This window comes from Pseudomonas sp. URIL14HWK12:I12, assembly GCF_003097135.1.
In the GTDB taxonomy this organism is placed as follows: Bacteria; Pseudomonadota; Gammaproteobacteria; order Pseudomonadales; family Pseudomonadaceae; genus Aquipseudomonas.
Genome location: NZ_QEQL01000004.1, coordinates 281,120 through 303,583, shown reverse-complemented (window position 1 = coordinate 303,583; position 22,464 = coordinate 281,120). Strand labels below are relative to the sequence as shown.

Genomic DNA, 22,464 nt, shown 5'->3' with positions numbered 1-22,464 from the left:
GCTCAGGTGAGCAGCAGCACGGGCACACCTGATGCTTCAGGAGAATCGTGAGCCGTGACTTCCCCCGCCCTGGTCAGCATCGTCATCCCTGCCTATAACCCGCGCTATTTCGACGCCGCCCTGCGCACAGCGCTTGCGCAAAGCTATGAAGCGCTGGAAGTGGTGGTGTGCGACGACAGCGAAGGCGACAGCATCCAGCGCAGCGTGCAGGCGGCCGAGCAGCAGATGGCTCGGCCAGTACGCTACCTGCGCAACCCTGCGCGGCTGGGCTTTGCCGGCAATGTACGCCAGGCGGTAGCGCAAGCGCGGGGCGAATTCGTCAAGGTGCTGTGCGACGATGACCGCTTGCTGCCTGACTGCATCGCGATGCAGGTCAGGGCGATGGAGCTCAACCCCGACGTCGAGCTGGTCACCTGCCAGCGCCAATATTGCGATGCGCACGACCATCTGTTGCCGGCGCGTTTGGGCAACTGCGTGATCACCCCGAAGGGGTCGGTGCTGCTGGGGGTCGACATCCTGGCGATCATCGAGCGCTCACCGATCAATGTCTACGGCGGCCTTTCTTCCACCCTGATGCGCACCGCCCAAGCCCAGGCACTGGTGCCGGTGCTCTGTGACAACGGCTTCGGCGGCTTGCTGGACCTGGCGTTGTATTGCTGCCTGTTCCGCCGCGGCCAACTGGCCACGATCAATCACGTGTTGTGCTTCGAGCGCCTGCACGATGGGCGCTTCAGCGATGCAGCGCCGATCGTCGCTGCCCGCGACGACGAAGCGCGCTGGCTTGAAGACATGCTGCGCCAGCGCGGCGGCGAGCAACCGCCAGCCGACGGCTGGGTACGTATGCGGCCGCTGACCGACACTGCATTGCAGGCGCCGGTGGAATGGACCGAGCACCCATTGATGCGCATCCTGATGGCCCAGCAGACGCACTTGCTCGGCCGGGTTGGCAGCTTTGCCAGCAGCTTCGAAGAGGTGCTTGCCCAGTGGCTGCAATGCCGCACCCTGACGCCCGCGGCCAAGGCGCTGATCCCTCGGCGCCTGGCCAGCTGGCCACACCAGCCCCGGGTGGCGGTGGTGGTGCTGGACCACGCCGAGCACGCACTGGATATCTCCCTGGCGAGCCTTGCGGCACAGAGCTATGCCCCGAGCGAGGTGGTGGTGGTCTCCGCCCGCCAGCAGGCCGACCACCGCGCGCTGGATGGCGTGCGCTACCTGCCCATGCAGGCGCAGCCTTGGGCGCAGGTGCAAGCGCTGCTCGACACTCTGGAAGCCGATTGGGTTTACCTGCTGCGCGATGGCGATCGCCTGCTTGATGACGCGCTGCTGATCCTTGCCGAGCGCATTGCCGTTCGCCCGGGCGTGGCTTGCCTTTACAGCGATGAGGGCGCGGTGCGCGGGGGTATTTCCCAGGAGCCGGTATTCCGCCCTGATTTCAACCTTGACCTGATGCGGGCTTACCCCTATGTGGGCCGTTTGCTGGCGTTCGACCTGGCTGCCCTCAAGGGTGTCGGTGGCCTGGCGGATTCGATGGGCGAGTTGGCTCCCCACGATGCGCTCTGGCGCCTGGTGGAGCAGCGCGGCCCGGGGGTGATAGGCCATATCGCCGAACTCCTGGTGGAGTCACGCTACAGCTTCGCCCAGTGGCTGGGCTCGCCCTCGGTGGCCGAGCGGAGTGTCGCGCTGCTCGAAGCGCACTTGGGCCGGCTGGGGCTGAGCGCCCAGGTCGCGCGCGATGCCGAACAGGGCTTGTGCCACGTGCGCTATGGCCATGGGCAGCCAGCCGGAGTGAGCATTGTCATCCTGTGCGGCACCGAACCGGAGGTGGTGCAGCGCTGCGTCGATAACCTTTTCGCCAAGACCGAATGGGCTGCATTCGAAGTACTGCTCGTTGCCGACCAGCCCGATGAGGCCACGGTGCGCTGGCTGGGTGGCATAGAGGGGCTGGGTAGCGAGCGTTTGCGGGTGGTTGATGCTCGCGCCTGCGCCGGGCATGCCCCGAGTGCACGCAACCTCGCTGCTGGCGCGGCGCGCGGCGAGCTGTTGCTGTTTCTGGACCGCCGCGCGCTGGTATTCGAGCCGGGCTGGCTGGCCGCGATGGCTAACCATGGGCAGCGCCCTGAGGTGGCCGTGGTGGGTGCCAAGATGCTGCGCCCGGACGGGCGTGTGTCGCGTGCCGGGCAGGTGCTGGCGCTCAACGGCCCGGCAAACTCGCCTTTTACCAACGAAGCGCTCAATGCCAAAGGTTACATGCAGCGGCTTCAAGCGACCCAGAACTGGAGCAGCGTCGCGCTGGAAAGCCTGATGGTCGACCGCCAGGCCTTCCTCGACATCGGTGGGTTCGACGAGCAGCATTTTCGCGATAACTTCAGCGAAACCGACCTGTGCCTGCGCCTTGGCCGTGCCGGCTACCTGGTGGTATGGACGCCCGAGGCGCGCCTGGGCCTTGACCTGCTGCCAGGCATGGCCACCAACGAACAGGATGAAGAGCAACTGTATCGGCGCTGGCTGCCCACCATCGCCCGCGACCCGGCCTATAACCCGAACCTTGCGGTGTTCAATGTGGCCTTCAGCATGGAACCGGGCGAAATCACCGGCTGGGACCCTTTCGTCGAGCCGGTGTTGCCGACCGTGGTGGCGCTGCCCGTAGACCGCTCGGCGGTGGGGCACTATCGGGTGGTGCAGCCATTCACTGAGCTTGAAAAGGCCGGGTGGGTACAAGGCCGGCTGATCGACGGCATGCCGACCATGGTCGCGCTGGAGCGGCTGGACCCGCAGGTGATCGTGCTGCAATGCCGCTACTCGCGGGGCACCGTGGAGCAGATGGAGCAGCTGAGCAAGTATTCCCAGGCCAAGCGGGTGTACGAGCTGGACGATTACGTGGTCAACGTGCCCTCCAAGAACGCTCATGGCCGGAACATGCCCGGCGACATGGAAGCCCTCGTGCGCCGCGGCATCAGCTTGTGCGATCGGGTCGTGGTGTCGACCCAGCCTTTGGCCGAAAAGCTTGCACACATGCACAGCGATATTCGCGTGGTGCCCAACATGCTCGCCCCGCACCTGTGGTCGACCCAGCGCGCCCAGCGCAACACCTCGCGCAAGCCGCGTGTGGGCTGGGGTGGGGGAACCAGCCACCGGGGCGACCTTGAGCTGATTGCCGATGTGGTGCGGCTGCTGGCCGACGAGGTCGACTGGGTGTTCTTTGGCATGTGCCCTGAAGCGCTGCGCCCTTACGTGCGCGAGTTTCACCCGGTGGTGCCGCTGAACCTGTACCCCTCCAAGCTCTCGAGCCTGAACCTGGACCTGGCGCTGGCACCGTTGGAATTGCACGAGTTCAATGACTGCAAGAGCAACCTGCGCCTGCTTGAATACGGCGCCTGCGGCTTCCCGGTGATCTGCTCCGACACCAAGGCCTACCGTGGTTATCTGCCTGCCACTCGGGTGGAAACCAACAGCACCGAGGAATGGATGGCGGCGATCCGCAAGCACCTTGACGACCCGGCTTTCAACCAGGCCCGCGGCGATGCGCTGCACGAAGTGGTGATGCGCGACTACGTGCTGCGTGGCGAAAACCTGCGGCACTGGTTCAACGGCTGGTTCGCCGACTGAGATAGCCCGCCAGCTTGCCGAGCTGGCACGGTTTCTGAATAGCCCCTGTGCGTGTCAATTAAACGGACAGGGTACGGCATGAAAGCAGTGATTCTGGCGGGCGGCCTCGGTACACGGATCAGTGAGGAGTCACACCTCAAGCCCAAGCCGATGATCGAAGTCGGTGGTAAGCCAATTCTTTGGCACATCATGAAGCAGTATTCCGCCCATGGCGTAAACGACTTCATCATCTGCCTCGGCTACCGCGGCTACGCCATCAAGGACTTTTTCGCCAACTACTTTCTGCACACCTCCGACGTGACCTTCGACATGGTGAACAACCGAATGGATGTTCACCAGAACTACAGCGAGCCCTGGCGCGTGACGCTGGTGGACACTGGCGAAAGCACCATGACCGGAGGGCGCCTGCGCCGCGTCTCGCGTTACGTCGAGGACGAAAGCGCTTTTTGCTTCACCTACGGAGACGGCGTTTCCGACGTCGACATCGCGCAACTGATCCGGCATCACCACGCCCATGGCAAATTGGCCACCGTGACGGCCGTGCAGCCCCCGGGGCGCTATGGCGCGCTGGAGCGCGAGGGCGATCGGGTGCTGGGCTTCACCGAGAAACCGCGCGGTGAGGGCGGCTGGATCAACGGCGGGTTCTTCGTGCTCTCACCCAAGGTGATTCCCTACATCGAAGGCGACGAGACGTCCTGGGAAGCCGAGCCGTTGGTGCAGCTGGCGGCCGATGGGCAGCTCAATTCCTATCAGCACGACGGTTTCTGGCAGCCGATGGATACCCTGCGTGACCGCAACCACCTTGAGCAACTGTGGGCCAGTGGCCAGGCACCCTGGAAGCAATGGCCATGAGTGCGTCGTTCTGGGCCGGCAAGCGAGTGCTGGTGACCGGCCATACCGGGTTCAAAGGCAGTTGGCTATCGCTTTGGTTGCGATGCCTGGGTGCGCAGGTCACAGGCTTTGCCCTGGCGCCGCCCACTGCGCCAAGCCTGTTCGAGCTGGCGGGCGTGGCGGCGGACCTGACCGATCTGCGGGGTGACGTACGCGATGCCGCTGCGCTGCTGGCGGCGGTGCAGGCGGCGCAACCGCAGATCGTGCTGCACCTGGCGGCTCAGCCGCTGGTCAGCGAAGGCTACAGCGACCCCGCCGGTACCTACGCCAGCAACGTGATGGGCACGCTGCACCTGCTCGAGGCGGTGCGCCAGGTGCCCGGCGTACAGGCCTGCGTGGTGGTCACCACCGACAAGGTCTACGCAAATCAGGAGTGGGCCTGGGGCTACCGAGAGCACGAACCGCTGGGCGGCCATGACCCTTACAGCAGCTCCAAGGCGTGCTGCGAGTTGCTGACCCAGTGTTGGGCTGCCTCGTTTTTCCCCGCCTCCCGGTACGCCCAGCACGGTTTGGCGCTGGCGACCGCGCGCGCCGGCAACGTGCTGGGCGGCGGTGATTTCGCTGCCAATCGGCTGCTGCCGGATATCTTCCGCGCCTGGGACGCCGGCCAACCTTTGCACGTGCGTTACCCCCAGGCGGTGCGCCCCTGGCAGCACGTGCTGGAGCCGTTGAGCGGTTACCTTCGGCTGGCCCAGCGGCTGGTCGAGCAAGGCCCGGCGTTCGCGGGTGCCTTCAACTTCGGCCCGCGCGATGTCGACATGAGCCCTGTCAGCGATGTGATCGATACGCTTGAGCGGGCTTGGCCAGAGCCGGTGCGGGTGATACGCGCCAGCGGCGAGCAGCCTCACGAAGCCGGGCAGTTGCGCCTGGACAGCAGCCTGGCCCGTAGCCGGCTGGGCTGGGCACCGCGCTGGTCGTTGCAACAGTGCCTCGAACAGACCCTGGCCTGGCATCGTGCATGGCGGCAGGGCGATGACTTGCGTGCGCTGACCCTTGCCCAGCTCCATGACTACGGACTGCAACCATGAGCGACTACACCCTCGAACCTCTGGCGCTGGAAGGCCTGGCGCGTATTCACCAGCGAGTGTTCAACGATGACCGCGGCCGCTTTGCCCGGCTGTTCTGCCAGGGGCGCCTGGCGCTTCAGGGCCGTTGCTTCGACATTCGCCAGATCAACCATTCCACCACCCAGGGCCTGGGCACCGTGCGCGGGCTGCACTATCAATTGCCGGGCCATGCCGAAAGCAAACTGATCACCTGCCTGGAGGGGGCGATCCTGGACATCGTGGTGGATATCCGCCAAGGCTCGCCGACCTTCCTGCAATGGCACGCCGAGCGGCTGGAAGCGGGGGATGGTCGCAGCTTGCTGATCCCCAAAGGCTTCGCCCACGGTTTTCAGGCGCTGACCGAGCAGGTACAGGTGCTCTATTTCACTGACGCCGACTACGCCCCTGGCCACGAAGGCGGCCTGCGCCACGACGACCCTGCGTTGAACCTTCCCTGGCCCCTGCCAGTGGCGAACCTGTCCGAGCGCGACAAGCAGCACCCGCTGCTGACGCCAGCCTTCACTGGGGTCGCGTTGTGAAGCTGCTGGTTACCGGCGGCACCGGCTTCATCGGCCAGCATCTGCTGCGAGCCTTGCTCGCGGCCGGCCATACGGTTCGCGCGCTGGCCCGCGATGTGGCCAGTGCCCGCGCACTCCCGGGCTTTGCCCAGGTGCAGTGGGTGCAGGCAGACCTTGACGACCCGTCGCTAGACGTCGGCTCATTGGCCGAGGGTGTCGAGCAGCTCGTGCACTTGGCCTGGCAGAACCTGCCCAACTACCAGGCGGCGTTCCATTACGAACACAACCTGTTTGCCCATTACCGCTTCATCAAGGCGGTGGTGCAGGCGGGCGTCGAGCGGGTAGCGGTGACCGGCACCTGCTTCGAATACGGCCTGCACGACGGCGCGCTGAGCGAATCAATGCCGGCGCAGCCGGTGACTGCCTACGGCCTGGCGAAGTACAGCCTGCTGGGCTTTTTGCAGGCATTGCAGCGCCAGCAGCCCTTCACCCTGCAATGGTGGCGGTTGTTTTACCTGCATGGCCAGGGGCAGAACCCCAACAGTCTACTGGCAAGTCTGGACCGCGCCATCGATGCCGGAGAGCACCAGTTCTGCATGTCACCAGGCGATCAATTACGTGATTACCTCCCGGTGGCCGAGGCGGCAGGCTACCTGGCGCGGCTGCTGGCCGTGCCGGGCGATCATGGGGTGATCAACTGCTGCAGTGGCAGGCCGACTTCGTTGCGGGCGCTGGTCGAGCAGCGCCTGCTCGAGCGCGGTGCCAGCCTTGAGCTGGTGCTGGGCCATTACCCGTACGCTGCCCATGAGCCCCTGGCGTTCTGGGGCAACCCAACCCGTTTGCGAGCCTTGCTCAAGGAGCCTGTGGATGGCTGAGCTCTACCATGCCGAGCAATTGCCGGTGCTGCAAAACCGCACCTATGCCAGCCCCGAGGCGGCAAAGGCTTCGCCTGTCGGGCGCTTGCGCCTGGTGCAGGACGAGCGCAGCGGCCTGGTGCGAAATGCTGCGTTCGATCCGTCGCTGCTGACCTACGACGCCGATTACCAGAACGAGCAGGGCCTGTCGGCGGCGTTCAAGGCGCACCTTGATCAGGTCGAGCGGCTGATCGGCCAGCACATCGGCCGCACCCGCCTGCTGGAGGTGGGTTGCGGCAAAGGGCACTTCATCGAGCTGCTCAAGGGCCGCGGTTATGAGGTGGTCGGTGTCGACCCGGCCTACGAAGGCGACAGCCCCGACGTGATCAAGGCGCCGTTCGATGCGGCCCTGGGGGTGCGCGGCGACGGGGTGATCCTGCGCCATGTGCTGGAGCACATGAACGAGCCCTTGGCGTTTTTACGCGCCATCGCCGAGGCCAACGGGGGCGGGCTGATCTACATCGAAGTGCCGTGCCTTGACTGGATCCTGGCGCACAACGCCTGGTTCGATCTGTTCTACGAGCATGTGAATTATTTCCGCCTCGATGACCTGCGCGCGCTGTTCGGCCGGGTGGTCGCCAGTGGCCGGGTGTTCGGCGAGCAGTACCTCTATGTGATCGCCGACCTGGCCACGCTGCGTGAGCCTGCCGGCCTGGCAAGGCTGGCGCCTCCGGGCCCTGCCTTTACCGCCAGCCTTGCTCGCGCGGTGGCGCTGGCACAGGCCCATGGCGGCGAGATCGCGCTGTGGGGCGGTTCTTCCAAAGGCGTGATCTTCAGCCTGTTTCTCCAACGAGCCGGCGTGCGCGTGCGCGCGGTGGTCGACATCAATCGTGCCAAGCAAGGCCGCTACCTGCCTGTGAGCGCTGCACCGGTCATATCGCCTGAACAGGCGATGGCCGAACTGCCCGCAGGCTCGCCCATGCTGGTGATGAACTCCAACTACCTTGATGAAATCCGCGCCATGACCCAAGGGCGTTTCGCCTGCCAGGCCGTGGACCGCCCCGAATTTCTTGACCATGAGTGAGCCCGCCATGACCGATAGCCCTCAACAGCAGTTCGCCGCCCAGTGCGATGCCGAAGTTCGCGCCCAAGGCGAAGACGCCCCGCTCAAACAGTTGGCTCTGGATTTTTTCAATGCCTCTGCCCGGCACAAGTACAGCTACCACTTCAGCTGGATGGGCCGGCCGATCATTCAACTGCCGCAGGACATGCTGGCGCTTCAGGAAATCATCTGGTCGGTTCAGCCGGACCTGGTGATCGAGTGCGGCGTTGCCCATGGCGGCTCGATCCTTTACTACGCCTCGTTGCTCGAGTTGATCGGCCACGGCGAGGTGATCGGTATCGACATCGACATCCGTGCGCACAACCGCCAGGCCATCGAAGCGCATCCGATGTTCAAACGGGTGACGCTGATCGAAGGTTCCAGCGTGGACGCCGCCGTTGTCGCCCAGGTGGCGCAGCGCGCCCAGGGCAAAAAGGTGCTGGTGGTGCTCGACTCCAATCACACCCATGACCACGTGCTGGGAGAGTTGCGGGCCTATGGGCCGATGGTGTCACCCGGTAGCTATTGCGTGGTGCTCGACACCATCGTCGAAGACATGCCCGCCGATGCCTTCCCCGACCGCCCCTGGGGCCATGGCGATAACCCCAAGACCGCGGTCCACGCCTGGCTCAAGGAAACCGCAGACTTCCAGATCGATCATGCCATGCAGCACAAGCTGCTGATCACCGTCGCGCCCGACGGCTACCTCAAGCGCCGCGGCTGAGCCACATCGACGCCATGCGCCCAAACGAACACTGCGGGGACCCCATGCCAGCCAGCACCGACACGCTTTCGCTCGACGAGCAGTTCACCCTTGTACTGCTGACCCACAACCGCCCGCGGCACCTGCTGCGCGCGCTGGAGTTCTACAAGACGCTGCCGTGCCGGGTACTGGTGCTGGACTCCAGCACCCAGGCGCAAGCAGGCGTGCTGCCGCCCAATGTCGATTACCGGCACCTGCCGCAATTCAGTTACACCGGCATCGTCGGCAAGCTGCAGTACGGTATCGACCAGGTCAGCACCCCACTGATGGCGTTTGCGGCCGATGACGATTTTCTGCTGCACGACGCTCTGGCAGACTCCGCAGCGTTCCTGGCGCAAAACCCCAGCTATGGCGTTTGCCATGGCTATTGTTTGATGTACGCCGCTGGGGCTAACAAGGTCGAGTATTTCCAGCGCGACCGAAAGGTGCGCGAAGACTACGACGATGCCGACCCTGCTGCGCGCCTGCAGTCGTTCTTCAGCCAGTACATTCCGCCGTTCTATGCCGTGACCCGCACGGCCCTGTTGGGCGACTGGGCGGCGACGCAGACCCCCGACACCCGCTTCGAATGGATGGAGATCACCCACGCCTGGCATCTGCTGGCCAACGGCTGCGCACGGATGCTGCCGCAGCCGTACGTGGTGCGGGAGGTGAACCTGGGGGTTTCCGAGCACGACACCAACATCATGACGGTGTTGGGTTACCCCGACGCGCAGTCGGTGGCCGAGCGTGAGGCTTATGCGCTGCGCCTTGCCCAGGGCACCCAGGGCCTGGACGACAGCGAAGGCCAAGGCGTGGCGCTGGACATCTTCCAGGACCTGCTTCACTGCTTGCAGGCACGGCGATCGCTGGTGGTCGAGAGCCTGCTGGTCTCGCCTTGGAAGACCATCGACGGGCCGCAACGGTTGTTCCGCCCCCGTCAGTGCCTGGAGCTGCCGTTCTACACCCCGGCATTCTTCGAGGAGCTGGAACGCATCGAGTTTCTGCTGCACAGCATGCCGGCCTCGCGCCTGCAGCTCGATCAGCTTGAAGGGGTACTGGTGACCCAGCGTGAGCTGCTGCGCCGCTACCCCAACGACACCACGGAATCGGAACTGGCCCGGTTGCTCGATGCGCTGGAGCAAAATGCCTTTAACCCGGATGTGATCAGCCGTGCGCTGCGGTTGCTGGCCGAGCAGGGCGAGGGCGAGCTGGCCCAGCGCCTGGCGGCCTGGCAGCTGCGCCTGAATCAGGCGATTCCCACGCCCGCCGCCGAGCTGTTGGCCACCCGCCCCTCGGGCGCGGTGCTGGAATGGATCGCCCAGGCTGCGCCCAGCCCGGCCCAGCGCGATCAGGCGCTGGCGCAACTGCGTGCTGCGCCGGGCGCACCGGTGTTCGGCGTGCTGGTGCTGGACACCGACAGCGAAATGAACCGCCTGCAAACTACCTTCGACAGCCTGGCCGCGTCCGAATGGCCCGACCTGCGCATCGTGGTGTTGACCGGCGGTGCGGTGCCGGTGCGTACCAGTGCCTATGATCGCCTGCATTTTATTCGCACCAATGCGCTGGACCAGGCTGAACGCATGAACGAGGTGATCCGCCAGGGCCAATGGCAATGGACGCTAGTGCTGCGGGCCGGCGACCAACTGCTGCCCGGCGCATTGCTGCAGGCGGCGCTTGAGCTGCAAGGTGCCGAGGGCTGCCGTGCGGTCGCACTGGACCTGGTGCAGCGCAACGAAGACGGCGCGCTGTCGGCGCTGGTGCGCCCGTCGCTGAACCTGGACCTGCTCAAAAGTGTGCCTCAGTTGATGGCCAGCCATTGGTTGGTCAACCGTGAGGTGTTCCTGGAGGCCGGCGGTTACCGCGCAGAGCATCGCGAGTCGGCCGAATTCGACTTGCTGTTGCGGCTGATCGAGCGCCAGGGCCTGGCAGGCCTTGCGCACTTGGATACCCCGCTTTGCATTACCGCCAAACCAGCCAGTGCCGGCACGGACAGTGATGCTCGTGCGCTGCGCGCCCACCTGGCGGCGCTGGGCTATTCGCCTTTGGTCCACCGCAACGACGCGGGCGTGCTCAGCGTCGAGTACCGCCATGGCGACGCCCCGCTGGTGAGCGTGGTGCTCACGGGCGATGCCGACGCCGACCAGTTGCAACGCACTTTGGGCAGTATCTTCCAGCGCACCCGCTACCAACGCTACGAGGTGCTGGTCAGTGAAGCGCTGACCGGTGCCAACGAATGGCTGCGCACCGAGGCGGCGATCAACCGCCGTTTGCACTGCATCGACGGGCTGGCGGGGCAGGGCGCTGCCACCCAGGCCAACCACCTGGCGACCTTGGCCAACGGGGAGTTTGTGGTGTTCCTCGACGCCGCCTGCGAAGTGATGACGCCTAACTGGCTGGATGCGTTGCTCAACCACGCGCAACGCCCCGAGGTGGGCGCCGCAGGCGGTGTGGTAGTCGGCCCTGACGGCAAGGTGCAGGGCGCTGGCTGGCTGCTGCTGCCCGACCAGGCCCCGCTGCCGGCCTTCGCCGGCCAGGCACTGGATGCTGAAACGCCGCTGCAGCGGCTACAGGCAGAGCATCAATACTCCGCGCTCAATGGCTGCTGCCTGTTGATACGCCAGAGCCTGTTGCAGCAACTGGGCGGTTGGAACGCAGGGCTGGAGCAGGGCGGCGACATCGACCTGAGCCTGCGCCTTGAAGGCCATGGGTTTCTGCTGGTGGCCACGCCCCACGCGCAAGTGCGCAGGGCTCAAGCGCTGCAGCAGGCGCCGGGGGCCCTGGCTCATCTTCGCGAGCAATGGCCTCACAGTTTCGCCCAAGACCCTGCCTACAGCCGGCAGTATCGCCAGCATGGCGAGCCCTGGCAGCTTGAGCCGGCGGCCAGCAATGCCTGGGAGGGCCTGCTGCAATAGCGCGCTGGCCTGTATCTTGCTCCGGAACGGGCATCGACCCCCTAGGGGTCAAAGATCTGTCACCGGAGCAGGGCAGCCACATGTTCGACGGAAAATCGATTCTCATCACAGGCGGCACGGGCTCGTTCGGCCAGCGTTTCATCCGCCGCCTGCTGGAGCAGTACCGCCCTCGTCGGGTGGTGGTGTTCTCGCGCGACGAACTCAAGCAATACGAAATGCAGCAGTATTTCGATGCGCCGTGCATGCGTTACTTCCTGGGCGATGTACGCGACGCTGATCGGCTGAAGGCCGCTTTACGGGGCATTGATTTCGTCGTGCACGCTGCCGCGCTCAAGCAAGTGCCCGCTGCCGAATACAACCCGGGCGAGTGCATCCGCACCAACGTCAACGGGGCGGAAAACGTCATCGCTGCGGCCATCGAGAACGGCGTGGAAAAAGTCGTGGCGCTGTCGACCGATAAGGCCGCTAGCCCGGTGAACCTCTACGGCGCCACCAAGCTGCTCTCTGACAAGCTGTTCGTCGCTGCCAACAACATTGCAGGCCGGGATGCTACGCGGTTCTGTGTGGTGCGCTACGGCAACGTTGCGGGCTCTCGCGGCTCCGTGGTGCCGTACTTTCGCCGCCTTTTGGCGGAGGGGGCCGACCATCTGCCCATTACCGATGAGCGTATGACGCGGTTCTGGATCACCCTCGATCACGGTGTGCAATTCGTCATGGACAGCTTCGCCCGTATGCACGGCGGCGAAATCTTCGTGCCCAAGCTGCCGTCGATCCATATCACCGACCTAGCCTCGGCGCTGGCCCCTGGTTTACCGCGACACACCGTAGGCATCCGGCCCGGCGAAAAGCTTCATGAGTTGATGGTGCCGCAGGACGATGCACGCATGACCCTGGAGTTCGCCCAGCATTACACCATTCAGCCGGCAGTGCGCTTCACCCAGGTTGAAGTGGATTTTGCCATCGACGCCACGGGCGATACCGGTGTGCCGGTGGCCGAGGACTTCGAGTACCGCTCCGACACAAACCCGCAGTTTCTGGACGTGCAGGCCATCCGTGCGATGCATGAGCACCTGGCATGATCCCTTACGGCCGCCAGCACATCGATGATGCCGACATCCAGGCGGTGGTCGAGACGCTGCGCTCCGACTGGCTGACCCAGGGGCCAGCCATCGAGCGGTTCGAGCGCGCTGTTGCCGAACGCTGCGGCGCTGCGCATGCGGTGTTTGTCTGCAATGCCACTGCCGCATTGCACATCGCCTGCCTCGCCGCAGGCCTGGGCGCAGGGGATTGGCTTTGGACCTCGCCCAACACCTTCGTCGCCTCTGCCAATTGCGCCCTTTACTGTGGCGCGCAGGTGGATTTCGTCGACATCGACCCCGGCACGCTCAACATGAGCCTGCCGGCACTGCAGGCAAAGCTGGAGCGCGCACGCGCCCAGGGCAGGCTGCCAAAGGTGGTGGTGCCGGTAGCCTTCGCCGGGCAGAGCTGCGACCTGCAAGGTATGCGTGCACTGGCTGACCACTATGGCTTCGCCCTGATCGAGGACGCCTCCCACGCCATCGGCGCTCGCTACGCGGGGGCACCGGTGGGAAGCAATGCATTTGCCGACATGACGGTGTTCAGCTTTCACCCGGTCAAGATCATCACCACGGGTGAAGGCGGCATGGTGCTGGTGCGCGATGCGGCTACCGCCGAGCATCTGCGCCGCTTGCGCAGCCATGGGGTCACCCGCGACCCGGCCGCCATGGAGGGCCCCAGCGAAGGTGGCTGGTACTACCAGCAGATCGAGCTGGGTTTCAACTACCGCGCCACTGACCTGCAAGCAGCCCTTGGCCTGTCGCAATTGGCCAAGCTCGACGGTTTCATCGCACGGCGGCGGGCGCTGGCTGATCGCTATTCGCAGGCGCTCAAGGCCGCCGGCGTTGCGTTGCCGCAACCCCAGGCGCTGGCCGACTCGGCCTGGCACCTGTATGTGGTGCAGGTGCCTGCGGCCCATCGCCGCGCGATTTTCGACGCTTTGCGCGCATCGGGCATCGGCGTGAACGTGCATTATCACCCGGTGCATCTGCAGCCTTGGTACCGCCGCATGGGCTTTGCCGAGGGCGATTTCCCGGAGGCCGAGGCGTGCTATAAGCGTTCGATCAGCTTGCCCCTGTATGCCGACCTGACCGATGCGATGCAGGACCAGGTGGTTGCAGCACTGCTTGATGCGCTGGAGTGCGTACGATGACTGGCCCATTGGCGGTGATCCCGGCACGTGGCGGCAGCAAGCGCATCGCTGGCAAGAACATACGGCTGTTCAATGGCGTGCCCATGATTGCCTGGAGCATCCGTGCCGCCCAGGCCGCCGGCTGTTTCGCGCGCATTGTGGTAAGCACCGACGATGAGGCGATCGCTGCGGTTGCCCGTGCTGAGGGCGCCGACGTGCCGTTCATGCGCGACGCGGCACTTGCCGACGATTACACCGGTACTTCAGCAGTGGTCGCAGACGCCGTGAGCCGCTTGCCGGCACATGAGATAGTCTGCTGCCTTTACGCTACCGCACCGCTACTGGCACCTGAAACCCTGCGCGAGGGCCTTTGGCGGCTGCAGGCAAGCCCACGGCATGAGTATGCATTTTCGGTGTGCGCGTTCGGTTTTCCGGTACAGCGTGCGCTGGTGCTGGGTGAAAGCGGGGTGGCGCCGCTGTACCCTGAACATGCCGGTACTCGCTCCCAAGACCTGCCAGTGGCGTATCAGGACGCCGGCCAGTTTTACTGGGGCCGCCGCCAGGCCTGGCTAGCCGGCACACCGGTATTTTCTGGCGCAAGCTTGCCGATAATCCTGCCGCGCCACCGGGTGCAGGACATCGACACCGAGGAAGATTGGCATCGCGCCGAGCTGATGCAGCAGGTGCTCTGGCACAGCGGTGAGCTCAAGCGATGAAGGTACTGGTGCGCTGCGACGCCAGCACCACCCTAGGCCGCGGCCACCTTGCACGCTGCCTGGTGCTGGCGCGCGCCCTCATCGCCAAAGGCGCGAGAGTGACCTTTCTGTGCCAGCCATTGCCGGGCTTCGACCCGCAGCAGATCGAAACAGCCGGCGCGCACTGGTTACCCTGGTCGGGTGACCATGCGCCGGCCTGGGCCCACTGGCGTGAACGTTTAGGAGCCAGGGCCGATTGGCTGATCGTCGATCATTACGACCTGGCGCATCACTGGGAGCAGGGCGCGCGGGCGCTGGCTCGGCACCTGATGGTGGTGGACGACCTGGCTGATCGGCCTCATGCCTGCGACCTGCTGCTCGATCAGAACCTGACCGCCAGCGCCGAACGCTACGCTGCAAGGCTACCGGCGGGTGGCCAATGCCTGCTGGGCCCGGCTTACGCCCTGCTGGGGCCGGAGTACGCTCAGCCACCGGCGCCTGCGCAGCCGCTGGAGCGCATACTGGTCAGCGTGGGCGGCTTCGACCCGCGAGGGGTGACGCTGAAGGTCGCCCGGGCACTGGCGAGCATCCCCGCGGTGCAGGCCACCCTGGTAGCCGGCGCCGGCAACCCCGATCATCCCGCCCTGGAGGCGCTGGTCGGTGAACGGCCGGGCTGGCGCCTGTACGGTTTTACTTCAGAGATGCCCCTGTTGCTGCGCCAGGCCGGGCTGTGCATAGGGGCAGGCGGCAGCAGCAGTTGGGAACGCGCAGCCATCGGCGTGCCTACCCTGTGCCTGAGCGTGGCGGCCAATCAACGTGAAAATGCCGCCTGCCTGGCAGCAGCCGGAGCGCACCGCTATCTGGGCGATGCCGAGCAGGTCAGCGAAGCTTCGCTACGCGGGGCGGTCACGGCGCTGCTGGCTGATCCGATCGCCACCTCTGCCATGGCCGCACGCGGCCGCACACTGGTAGACGGGCAGGGCACCGCACGGGTGGTGAACGCCCTGGCGGCCATTACCACATCTCCCAAGGAGCATTCATGAACATCGGCCATCGAGCTATCGGGCCCGGCCACGCGCCGCTGGTGATCGCGGAAATGAGCGGCAACCATAACCAGTCGCTGGATACAGCGTTGGCGATCGTGGATGCCGCGGCCGCAGCCGGCGCCCATGCGCTCAAGTTGCAAACCTACACCGCCGACACCATGACCCTGGACCTGAACCAGGGGGAGTTTCACATCAGCGACCCGGACAGCCTCTGGGCCGACACCTCGCTGTACGCGCTCTACCAGCAGGCGCACACCCCTTGGGAATGGCACCCCGCGATTTTCGAACGCGCGCGCAAGCACGGCATGTTGGCGTTTTCCTCTCCGTTCGATGAGAGCGCGGTGGATTTTCTCGAAAGCCTGGACGTGCCGGCGTACAAGATCGCCAGTTTCGAAAACACCGACCTGCCCCTGATTCGTCGCGCAGCGGCCACCGGCAAACCGCTGATCATCTCCACGGGCATGGCCAGCCTGGCGGAGCTGGAGCTCAGCGTAGCCACCGCGCGTGCCGCCGGCTGCCAGGACCTGATACTGCTCAAGTGCACCAGCACCTACCCCGCCAGCCCGCAGAACACCCACCTGCGCACGCTGCCGCACCTGCGTGAGCTGTTTGGCTGCGAAGTGGGGCTGTCTGATCACACCGCTGGCGTCGGGGCGGCGGTAGCAGCGGTGGCGTTGGGCGCAACAGTGATTGAAAAACATTTCACACTCAGCCGCGCGGCCGGCGGCGTTGACGCCAGTTTCTCGCTTGAGCCCGCCGAGCTGGCGTGCCTGGTCACGGAAACCGAGCGCGCCTGGCAGGCCCTGGGGCGCGTGCACTATGGCCCGACAGAGGCCGAGCGCAAGTCGCTGGTGTACCGGCGCTCGCTTTACGTGGTCCGGGATGTCGCGGCCGGTGAGGTACTCGATGCCAGTTGCGTGCGGGCGATCCGACCTGGCCTGGGGCTGGCGCCCCGGCACCTGGATGCGGTGCTCGGCAGCCGAGCTCGCGCACCTATCGCGCGAGGGACGCCACTGTCCTGGGCGTTGGTGGAAGTAGAGGTTGCAGAAAAATGACGTCCAAGCGTGACCTGCTGGTCATGGCGCGCATCTTCACAGTCATGTCATGATAAATAAGGCCGCGCCGGGGCTTTGGCGCCGCCATTCCAACCAGCGCCTGCCACGCGCGCCGCTGGACGTTGAAAGATTCAGGAAGCCACGATGATTGGCATCAAAAGCATTGCGAGCTACATCCCCAGCGCTGGCGTCGACAACTACGCCCAAGGCGCCAAATTCGGCAAGGACGAAACCTTCATACTCGGCAAGATCGGCTCGGCCTTCCTGCCGCGCAAAGACCCGGGCCAGGAAACTTCCGACCTGTGCGTGGCCGCGGTGCGCAACTTGCAGGCCAGCAACCCCGACTTGAATCTCGATGCGATCGACGCCCTGATCGTGGTGACCCAGAACGGAGACGAGGAAGGCCTGCCCCATACTGCCGCCATCGTCCAGCACAAGCTCGGCCTGCCCACCCATGTGGCCGCTTTCGATATTTCCCTGGGTTGCTCGGGGTACGTCTACGGGATCTACGCGCTCAAGGGGTTCATGGAAGCGGCGGGCCTGAAGAACGGCCTGCTGGTGACCGCCGACCCTTACTCGAAAATCGTCAACCCCGAAGACCGCAATACAGCGATGCTCTTCGGCGATGCCGCCACGGCGACCTGGATGGGCCACGACCCGGCCTGGAAACTTGGCGGCGCGCGTTTCGGCACAGATGGCAGCGGCGCCGAGCACCTGAAAGTCACCGATGGCCAGTTCTACATGAACGGCCGCCAGGTCTTCAACTTCGCCTTGGTCAAGGTGCCGGCTCATCTGAATGAGTTGCTCAACGCGCAAGGGCTGACCTCGGCCGAGATCGACGCGTTCTGCATCCACCAGGGCAGCGCAGCCATCGTCGATGCGGTTGCGCGTCGCTTCGATGAGGAGCAAGGCCCTGACAAGTTCGTCAAGGATATGCTCGAAACCGGCAATACTGTCTCTTCAAGCATCGCGTTGCTGCTTGAGCGGCACCTGTTCGATTCCACCTGGCGCCGCGTGGCCATCAGCGGCTTCGGTGTCGGGTTGTCGTGGGGTTCGGCTATCCTTTACCGCTGACCCTGGCTGGAGCCTGCGATGAGCGAGTGTTTGGCGGCGAACATGGCCGTGCTGGTGGCGCGCTGGCCGGCCCTGGCCGCGGCTGTCGAGCAGGCCCAGGCCCAGGCGCTCGATGCTCAGCTGGTCGAAGGGCTTGGCTCCACGCTCTCGGTTCAAGGTATCCAGCTCAGCAGCCGCCACGACCGCTTGGCAGAAGCTCAACTGCAGGCGGCCAGCTACCCTGAGGCACCCTGCCTTCATTTGTATGGCCCTGGCCTGGGTGACCTGCCCAGGGCGTTATTGCAGCGGCCGTTGCAGCGGCTCGAGGTCTATGTGCTCAACCTGGCGCTGTTTCGCCTGGTGCTTGAGCTGCTGGATCACTGTGACTGGCTCGCCGACCCGCGGCTGCATCTTGCGCAGGCATTCGAGGGGGGCGAGTTACGCCTGCCGTTCTTCGCTCCGCCGCCGGAGCTGGTGCTGGCTGACGACGCCAACGCCAAGGTGCGTGATCGGCTGGTCAGCGAACTGCACCTGGCCTTCAACAACCAGCCGTTCAAAGCCGACACGCCTGAAATCGTCGAGCGCCTGGCGGCCAATGCGCCGTTTCTTGCGCAGGACCCCAGCGTTGCAGAACTGTTTGGCAGCCGCCCTGGCATGCGCGCGTGTGTTCTGGCTACCGGGCCGACCCTCGAGCAGCACTTCGATTACCTGCGCACATTGCGCCAGCAGCCGGAGCGGCCTTTGTTGATTTCGGTCGACACGGCCTATCGGCCCTTGATCGAGCAAGGCATTGTCCCGGACATAGTTGTAACCCTCGACCAGCGCATCAACCACCGGCACCTGCCCCCTGAAGGCAACGAAGGGGTCACGCTGGTGTACCTGCCGCTGCTGGCCCCGGAGATGATCCAGAGCTGGCGAGGCCCGCGTTATGTAGCCTGCTCGGCCAGCCCCGTTTATGAGGCGCTGCGAAAGCGCCAGCCGATGGCCTTGCTGCATTCGGCGGGCAGCGTGATTCACCCGGCGGTCGATCTCGCCGTGCGCATGGGGGCGGCCCAGGTCGCGCTGCTTGGCGCCGATTTCGCTTTTCCCGGTGATCGCACCCACGCCGGCTGGCTGGATGGCGAACTGGGCCCCACCATGAGCGACGCTCGCCATTGGGTACTGGACGGCCATGGCCAGCGCGTGCGCACTCAGCTCAACTTCCGCAGCTACCTGTGTGAGCTTGAGCGCTATATAGAACAGCGCCCTCACGTGCGCTTCATCAATACCAGCCGCGACGGCGCAGCCATCGCCGGCTGCCAGATCCTGCCGGAGCCCTTCGATGCCTGAGCCGACGCTGGTGGACGAACTGGTGCGCTGCGCCGAGCTGTTTCGCCTGGCACGGGAAATCGAAGCGGCGTTACTGATGGTGGATATCCTCGATCGCGCAGCGCCCTTGCTGGCCAGCGCGCCTCCCGTGGTGGCCGAACAATGGCCGCTCGTCCTCTCGGCGATCTTTTCGCATCAACAAGCTCAGGATTGGCTAGCTGTGGCCGATGACCTTCAGTACGAGCTGGTTGAAATTTTCCGGGCACTCTCTTAAGGCCTAGGGCCTTCTTCCTTCTCGCGTCGTGGGGCAGCCGGCAGGCGGCCAGGCAAAAACGGAACTGGTTCACAAAATGGCCAGGCGGGTTTTTTCCGGGTGCTGTGGTCTGCTGCCAAGTGGTTGATTCGAAAGAAAATAAGGGCCAGCAAAAAAAATTGCCAAAAGCCCTCAAGCAACCACCGGATACGACGATAACTATTACGAAGGTTCTCTAGGCCACACCCGGCGCGACATGCCAGGGCCGGAAGCCAAAGTGAAGCAGCATCCCCATCTACGAGGAATTTCGTCATGGCTTTGACCGTAAACACCAACACCGCCTCCCTGGCAATTCAGAAAAACCTGAGCAAGTCTTCTGACGCTCTGTCGACTTCGATGACCCGTCTGTCTTCGGGCCTGAAAATCAACAGCGCCAAAGACGACGCCGCTGGCCTGCAGATCGCTACCCGCATGACCAGCCAGATCAAAGGCCAGACCATGGCGATCAAAAACGCCAACGACGGTATCTCGATCGCTCAGACCGCTGAAGGCGCGCTGCAAGAGTCGACCAACATTCTGCAACGTATGCGTGAACTGGCTGTTCAGTCCCGCAACGACTCCAACGGCACTGCTGACCGTACCGCTCTGAACGCCGAATTCGGCCAGATGTCGGACGAACTGACCCGTATCTCGAAGAGCACCAACCTCAACGGCAAGAACCTGCTCGACGGCACCGCTGGCACCATGGAGTTCCAGGTTGGCTCGAACACCACTTCCGCTGACCACATCAGCCTCTCGCTGACCGGCGGCTTCGATGCCACCAGCCTGAGCGTTGCCAGCGGTAGCGTTTCGATCTCCGGTTCGTCCAACAGCGCCGCACACACCAACGTCGACGCCGCGATCACCGCCATCGACGCCGCACTGAAGACCATCAACTCCACCCGTGCGGACCTGGGTGCTGCACAAAACCGCTTCAGCTCGACCATCTCGAACCTGCAGAACGTCAACCAGAACGCCTCCGCTGCACTGGGTCGCGTACAGGACACCGACTTCGCTGCCGAGACCGCTGAGCTGACCAAACAGCAAACCCTGCAACAGGCTTCGACCGCAGTACTGGCTCAGGCCAACCAGCTGCCGAACGCCGTTCTGAAACTCCTGCAGTAATAGCAACCGGCACCAAGGGGGAGAGGTACGTTACGGCGTGCTTCTCCCTTTGGCGTTGAGAGGTTACGGATATGGACATAAGTGCGACGAATACCCCGTCCCTTCCTTCGGTTCGCGCGGCGAATCCGCCCGTGGAAAGGCCGGTAGGAAAAGATGTCCCAACCGATGCAGCCAACTCGGCCAAGCAGCCGCCCGCCAAGCCTGCCAGCAAGGAGGCCGTCAGCGACGCGGTCAAGCAGATCGACCAGTTCGTGAACGCCACCCGGCGCAATCTGGACTTTTCGATCGATGAAGGCACCGGTGATGTGGTGGTGAAAGTCATCGCCAGCTCAACCGGCGAAGTCATCCGCCAGTTGCCCTCGGAAGAAGCGCTCAAGCTGGCCGAAAGCCTGAAGGAGTCGAAGCTCAATCTCTTCGACTCGAAGGCTTGAGCGTTGGCATGAAACTTGTTTCCGGCCCTTGCGGCGCTGAAAAGCGTCACAGGGCCGGCGGTTTTTAGAGAGGTACCTCACCATGGCAAGTCCAATCACCTCGACCACGGGTATCGGGTCGGGTTTGCAGATCGCCAGCATCGTGGAAGCGTTGGTCAATTCCGACAAATCCGCCAAGCAGACGCAGATCACCAACCAGACCAAACAGACCACCACCACGATTTCGGGCATCGCACAGCTCAAGAGTGCGTTGACCTCGTTTCAGACGGCGATTCAGACGCTCGGCGACAAGACCAAGCCTGCGTTCACCGGTTACGCCGCCACCTCATCGAGCACCGCGATCACTGCCACTGGCAGCAACTCGGCGGTAGCAGGCAGTTATGCCATCGACGTTACACAACTGGCCACAGGGTCGAAGGTCGCAAGCAAATCGATTGCTGGCGGCGCAACGGCGGTGGTTGGCGGCGCGTCCGCGAGCCAACTGACCATTGGCCAGGGCAGCAATACCTATACAGTGGATGTGGCGGCCAATGCCACGCTGCAGGATGTACGTGATTCGATCAATACCAACCTGACCAGCAAAGGCCTCAGCGCCAACATCATTACCGATTCTACGGGTGCCGCGCGGCTGGTGCTCAGCTCGACCACCACCGGGGCTGGCACTGACCTGAGCGTTTCGGGCATCGCCGATCTGACCATCGACGGCACCCAGAGCATGAAGACCAGCAGCTCTGGTGCAGGTTATATCTCTGCCCAGGCAGTAGATGCCAAATACACCATCGATGGCCTGGCAATGACCAGCAGCAGTAACCAGGTCGACACCGCCATCAGTGGCCTAAGCTTCACCTTCAATGCGGTGACCACCGCAGCAGGCGCCGCAGTCAGTACGCCGGCGACCGTGGCTGTAGCGACCAACACCGATGGCTTGAAAACCAGCATCCAGAGTTTTGTCAGCGCCTATAACACACTGATCAGTACGGTCAATACGCTCAGCGCTGCCGTAGGCCAGGACAGCGACGGCAACTACACCGTCAAGGCTGCTCTGACCAACGATGCCACCGCCCGGTCTCTGATTTCGACCGTGCGCAACGTGTTGGTGTCCAGCGGTGCAGGGGACCAACTCACGGCGTTGTCGCAGCTGGGCATCAAGACCACTCAGTCCGACGGTACTCTTGAGTTCAACAGCGATACGTTCACAAAGGCAGTCGGTACCCAGGGGCTCGCCGGTGAAGTGCAGAACTTCTTCAGCGGCAACAACGGCCTGCTTTCGCGCATGAGCGCCGCGATGCTGCCTTACAGCCAGGCGGGGGGGATCCTCGATGCCCGCACGACCTCGCTGAACAAGGTCAAGACTGACCTGGATAACCAGCAGGCGGCCCTGGACCGCAGGGTCGAGACCCTGACCGCAACACTGACGAAGAAATACAACGACATGGATAGCGTTGTCGGCCAGCTCAAGGCCACAGCAAGCAGCATCACGTCGATGTTCGATGCGATGAACAAGCAGAACAGCTGATCAGCGCTCCACTGCCAAAAGCCCGGCGCCGAAATCTTCGGGCCGGGCTTTCGGCTTGAA

Annotated in this window: 19 protein-coding genes; all 19 read left to right on the top strand. The window is 64.2% G+C overall.

Annotated features, from left to right (window positions below):
- Positions 1-54: 54 nt before the first annotated feature.
- The 19 genes from F474_RS14055 to fliD all read left to right on the top strand — a co-directional run bounded on the left by F474_RS14055 (position 55) and on the right by fliD (position 22,404).
- A complete protein-coding gene (locus tag F474_RS14055) occupies positions 55-3,606 on the top strand; it encodes a glycosyltransferase (protein WP_097084995.1) in 3,552 nt (1,183 codons plus the stop codon).
- 78 nt (positions 3,607-3,684) lie between these two features.
- Positions 3,685-4,458 (top strand): glucose-1-phosphate cytidylyltransferase, encoded by a 774-nt coding sequence (gene rfbF, locus F474_RS14050; protein WP_097084996.1) that lies wholly within the window; start codon positions 3,685-3,687, stop codon positions 4,456-4,458.
- Positions 4,440-5,525, top strand: a complete 1,086-nt coding sequence (gene rfbG, locus F474_RS14045) for a CDP-glucose 4,6-dehydratase (protein ID WP_097085256.1) — start codon at positions 4,440-4,442, stop codon at positions 5,523-5,525. The genes rfbF and rfbG overlap by 19 nt, the downstream gene beginning before the upstream one ends.
- Entirely contained in the window at positions 5,522-6,082 is a 561-nt protein-coding gene (locus F474_RS14040) for a dTDP-4-dehydrorhamnose 3,5-epimerase family protein (RefSeq protein WP_097084997.1), read from the top strand. The genes rfbG and F474_RS14040 overlap by 4 nt, the downstream gene beginning before the upstream one ends.
- Positions 6,079-6,936, top strand: a complete 858-nt coding sequence (locus F474_RS14035; protein WP_097084998.1) for an NAD(P)-dependent oxidoreductase — start codon at positions 6,079-6,081, stop codon at positions 6,934-6,936. The genes F474_RS14040 and F474_RS14035 overlap by 4 nt, the downstream gene beginning before the upstream one ends.
- Entirely contained in the window at positions 6,929-7,999 is a 1,071-nt protein-coding gene (locus F474_RS14030; RefSeq protein WP_097084999.1) for a class I SAM-dependent methyltransferase, read from the top strand. Before F474_RS14035 ends, F474_RS14030 begins: the two co-directional genes overlap by 8 nt.
- A 7-nt stretch (positions 8,000-8,006) precedes the next feature.
- Positions 8,007-8,741 carry a cephalosporin hydroxylase family protein gene (locus F474_RS14025; protein WP_097085000.1) on the top strand — a complete coding sequence of 245 codons (735 nt, stop codon included), beginning with the start codon at positions 8,007-8,009 and terminating at the stop codon, positions 8,739-8,741.
- 44 nt (positions 8,742-8,785) lie between these two features.
- The gene (locus F474_RS14020; RefSeq protein ID WP_165830317.1) at positions 8,786-11,674 is read left to right on the top strand and encodes a TIGR00180 family glycosyltransferase; all 2,889 of its coding nucleotides are present in this window, start codon (positions 8,786-8,788) and stop codon (positions 11,672-11,674) included.
- A gap of 80 nt (positions 11,675-11,754) precedes the next feature.
- Positions 11,755-12,753 carry a UDP-N-acetylglucosamine 4,6-dehydratase (inverting) gene (pseB, locus tag F474_RS14015; RefSeq protein ID WP_097085002.1) on the top strand — a complete coding sequence of 333 codons (999 nt, stop codon included), beginning with the start codon at positions 11,755-11,757 and terminating at the stop codon, positions 12,751-12,753.
- Positions 12,750-13,904 (top strand): UDP-4-amino-4,6-dideoxy-N-acetyl-beta-L-altrosamine transaminase, encoded by a 1,155-nt coding sequence (pseC, locus tag F474_RS14010; protein WP_097085003.1) that lies wholly within the window; start codon positions 12,750-12,752, stop codon positions 13,902-13,904. Before pseB ends, pseC begins: the two co-directional genes overlap by 4 nt.
- On the top strand, positions 13,901-14,599 hold the full coding sequence (gene pseF, locus F474_RS14005; RefSeq protein WP_097085004.1) for a pseudaminic acid cytidylyltransferase: 699 nt from the start codon (positions 13,901-13,903) through the stop codon (positions 14,597-14,599). Before pseC ends, pseF begins: the two co-directional genes overlap by 4 nt.
- The gene (gene pseG, locus F474_RS14000) at positions 14,596-15,621 is read left to right on the top strand and encodes a UDP-2,4-diacetamido-2,4,6-trideoxy-beta-L-altropyranose hydrolase (protein ID WP_097085005.1); all 1,026 of its coding nucleotides are present in this window, start codon (positions 14,596-14,598) and stop codon (positions 15,619-15,621) included. Before pseF ends, pseG begins: the two co-directional genes overlap by 4 nt.
- Positions 15,618-16,679 carry a pseudaminic acid synthase gene (gene pseI / locus F474_RS13995; protein ID WP_097085006.1) on the top strand — a complete coding sequence of 354 codons (1,062 nt, stop codon included), beginning with the start codon at positions 15,618-15,620 and terminating at the stop codon, positions 16,677-16,679. Before pseG ends, pseI begins: the two co-directional genes overlap by 4 nt.
- Before the next feature lie 144 nt (positions 16,680-16,823).
- Positions 16,824-17,753 carry a ketoacyl-ACP synthase III gene (locus F474_RS13990; RefSeq protein ID WP_097085007.1) on the top strand — a complete coding sequence of 310 codons (930 nt, stop codon included), beginning with the start codon at positions 16,824-16,826 and terminating at the stop codon, positions 17,751-17,753.
- Positions 17,754-17,771: 18 nt separating this feature from the next.
- Complete coding sequence (locus tag F474_RS13985) at positions 17,772-19,061, top strand: motility associated factor glycosyltransferase family protein (protein ID WP_097085008.1); 1,290 nt, start codon at positions 17,772-17,774, stop codon at positions 19,059-19,061.
- The gene (locus F474_RS13980; protein WP_097085009.1) at positions 19,054-19,314 is read left to right on the top strand and encodes a hypothetical protein; all 261 of its coding nucleotides are present in this window, start codon (positions 19,054-19,056) and stop codon (positions 19,312-19,314) included. The genes F474_RS13985 and F474_RS13980 overlap by 8 nt, the downstream gene beginning before the upstream one ends.
- A gap of 291 nt (positions 19,315-19,605) precedes the next feature.
- The gene (locus F474_RS13975) at positions 19,606-20,457 is read left to right on the top strand and encodes a flagellin domain-containing protein (RefSeq protein WP_097085010.1); all 852 of its coding nucleotides are present in this window, start codon (positions 19,606-19,608) and stop codon (positions 20,455-20,457) included.
- A 71-nt stretch (positions 20,458-20,528) separates the two neighbouring features.
- On the top strand, positions 20,529-20,888 hold the full coding sequence (locus F474_RS13970; RefSeq protein ID WP_097085011.1) for a flagellar protein FlaG: 360 nt from the start codon (positions 20,529-20,531) through the stop codon (positions 20,886-20,888).
- Between the two features lie 82 nt (positions 20,889-20,970).
- Positions 20,971-22,404: a flagellar filament capping protein FliD gene (gene fliD / locus F474_RS13965; protein ID WP_097085012.1), complete on the top strand. Its 1,434-nt coding sequence runs from the start codon at positions 20,971-20,973 to the stop codon at positions 22,402-22,404.
- The last annotated feature ends 60 nt before the right edge of the window (positions 22,405-22,464 follow it).

Bases quoted from the DNA above. Each gene is read 5' to 3' on its own strand.
- rfbF (WP_097084996.1), top strand. From the start codon at position 3,685: ATGAAAGCAGTGATTCTGGCGGGCGGCCTCGGTACACGGATCAGTGAG.
- F474_RS14040 (WP_097084997.1), top strand. From the start codon at position 5,522: ATGAGCGACTACACCCTCGAACCTCTGGCGCTGGAAGGCCTGGCGCGT.
- F474_RS14030 (WP_097084999.1), top strand. From the start codon at position 6,929: ATGGCTGAGCTCTACCATGCCGAGCAATTGCCGGTGCTGCAAAACCGC.
- F474_RS14025 (WP_097085000.1), top strand. From the start codon at position 8,007: ATGACCGATAGCCCTCAACAGCAGTTCGCCGCCCAGTGCGATGCCGAA.
- F474_RS14020 (WP_165830317.1), top strand. From the start codon at position 8,786: ATGCCAGCCAGCACCGACACGCTTTCGCTCGACGAGCAGTTCACCCTT.
- pseB (WP_097085002.1), top strand. From the start codon at position 11,755: ATGTTCGACGGAAAATCGATTCTCATCACAGGCGGCACGGGCTCGTTC.
- pseC (WP_097085003.1), top strand. From the start codon at position 12,750: ATGATCCCTTACGGCCGCCAGCACATCGATGATGCCGACATCCAGGCG.
- pseF (WP_097085004.1), top strand. From the start codon at position 13,901: ATGACTGGCCCATTGGCGGTGATCCCGGCACGTGGCGGCAGCAAGCGC.
- pseG (WP_097085005.1), top strand. From the start codon at position 14,596: ATGAAGGTACTGGTGCGCTGCGACGCCAGCACCACCCTAGGCCGCGGC.
- pseI (WP_097085006.1), top strand. From the start codon at position 15,618: ATGAACATCGGCCATCGAGCTATCGGGCCCGGCCACGCGCCGCTGGTG.
- F474_RS13990 (WP_097085007.1), top strand. From the start codon at position 16,824: ATGATTGGCATCAAAAGCATTGCGAGCTACATCCCCAGCGCTGGCGTC.
- F474_RS13985 (WP_097085008.1), top strand. From the start codon at position 17,772: ATGAGCGAGTGTTTGGCGGCGAACATGGCCGTGCTGGTGGCGCGCTGG.
- F474_RS13980 (WP_097085009.1), top strand. From the start codon at position 19,054: ATGCCTGAGCCGACGCTGGTGGACGAACTGGTGCGCTGCGCCGAGCTG.
- F474_RS13975 (WP_097085010.1), top strand. From the start codon at position 19,606: ATGGCTTTGACCGTAAACACCAACACCGCCTCCCTGGCAATTCAGAAA.
- F474_RS13970 (WP_097085011.1), top strand. From the start codon at position 20,529: ATGGACATAAGTGCGACGAATACCCCGTCCCTTCCTTCGGTTCGCGCG.
- fliD (WP_097085012.1), top strand. From the start codon at position 20,971: ATGGCAAGTCCAATCACCTCGACCACGGGTATCGGGTCGGGTTTGCAG.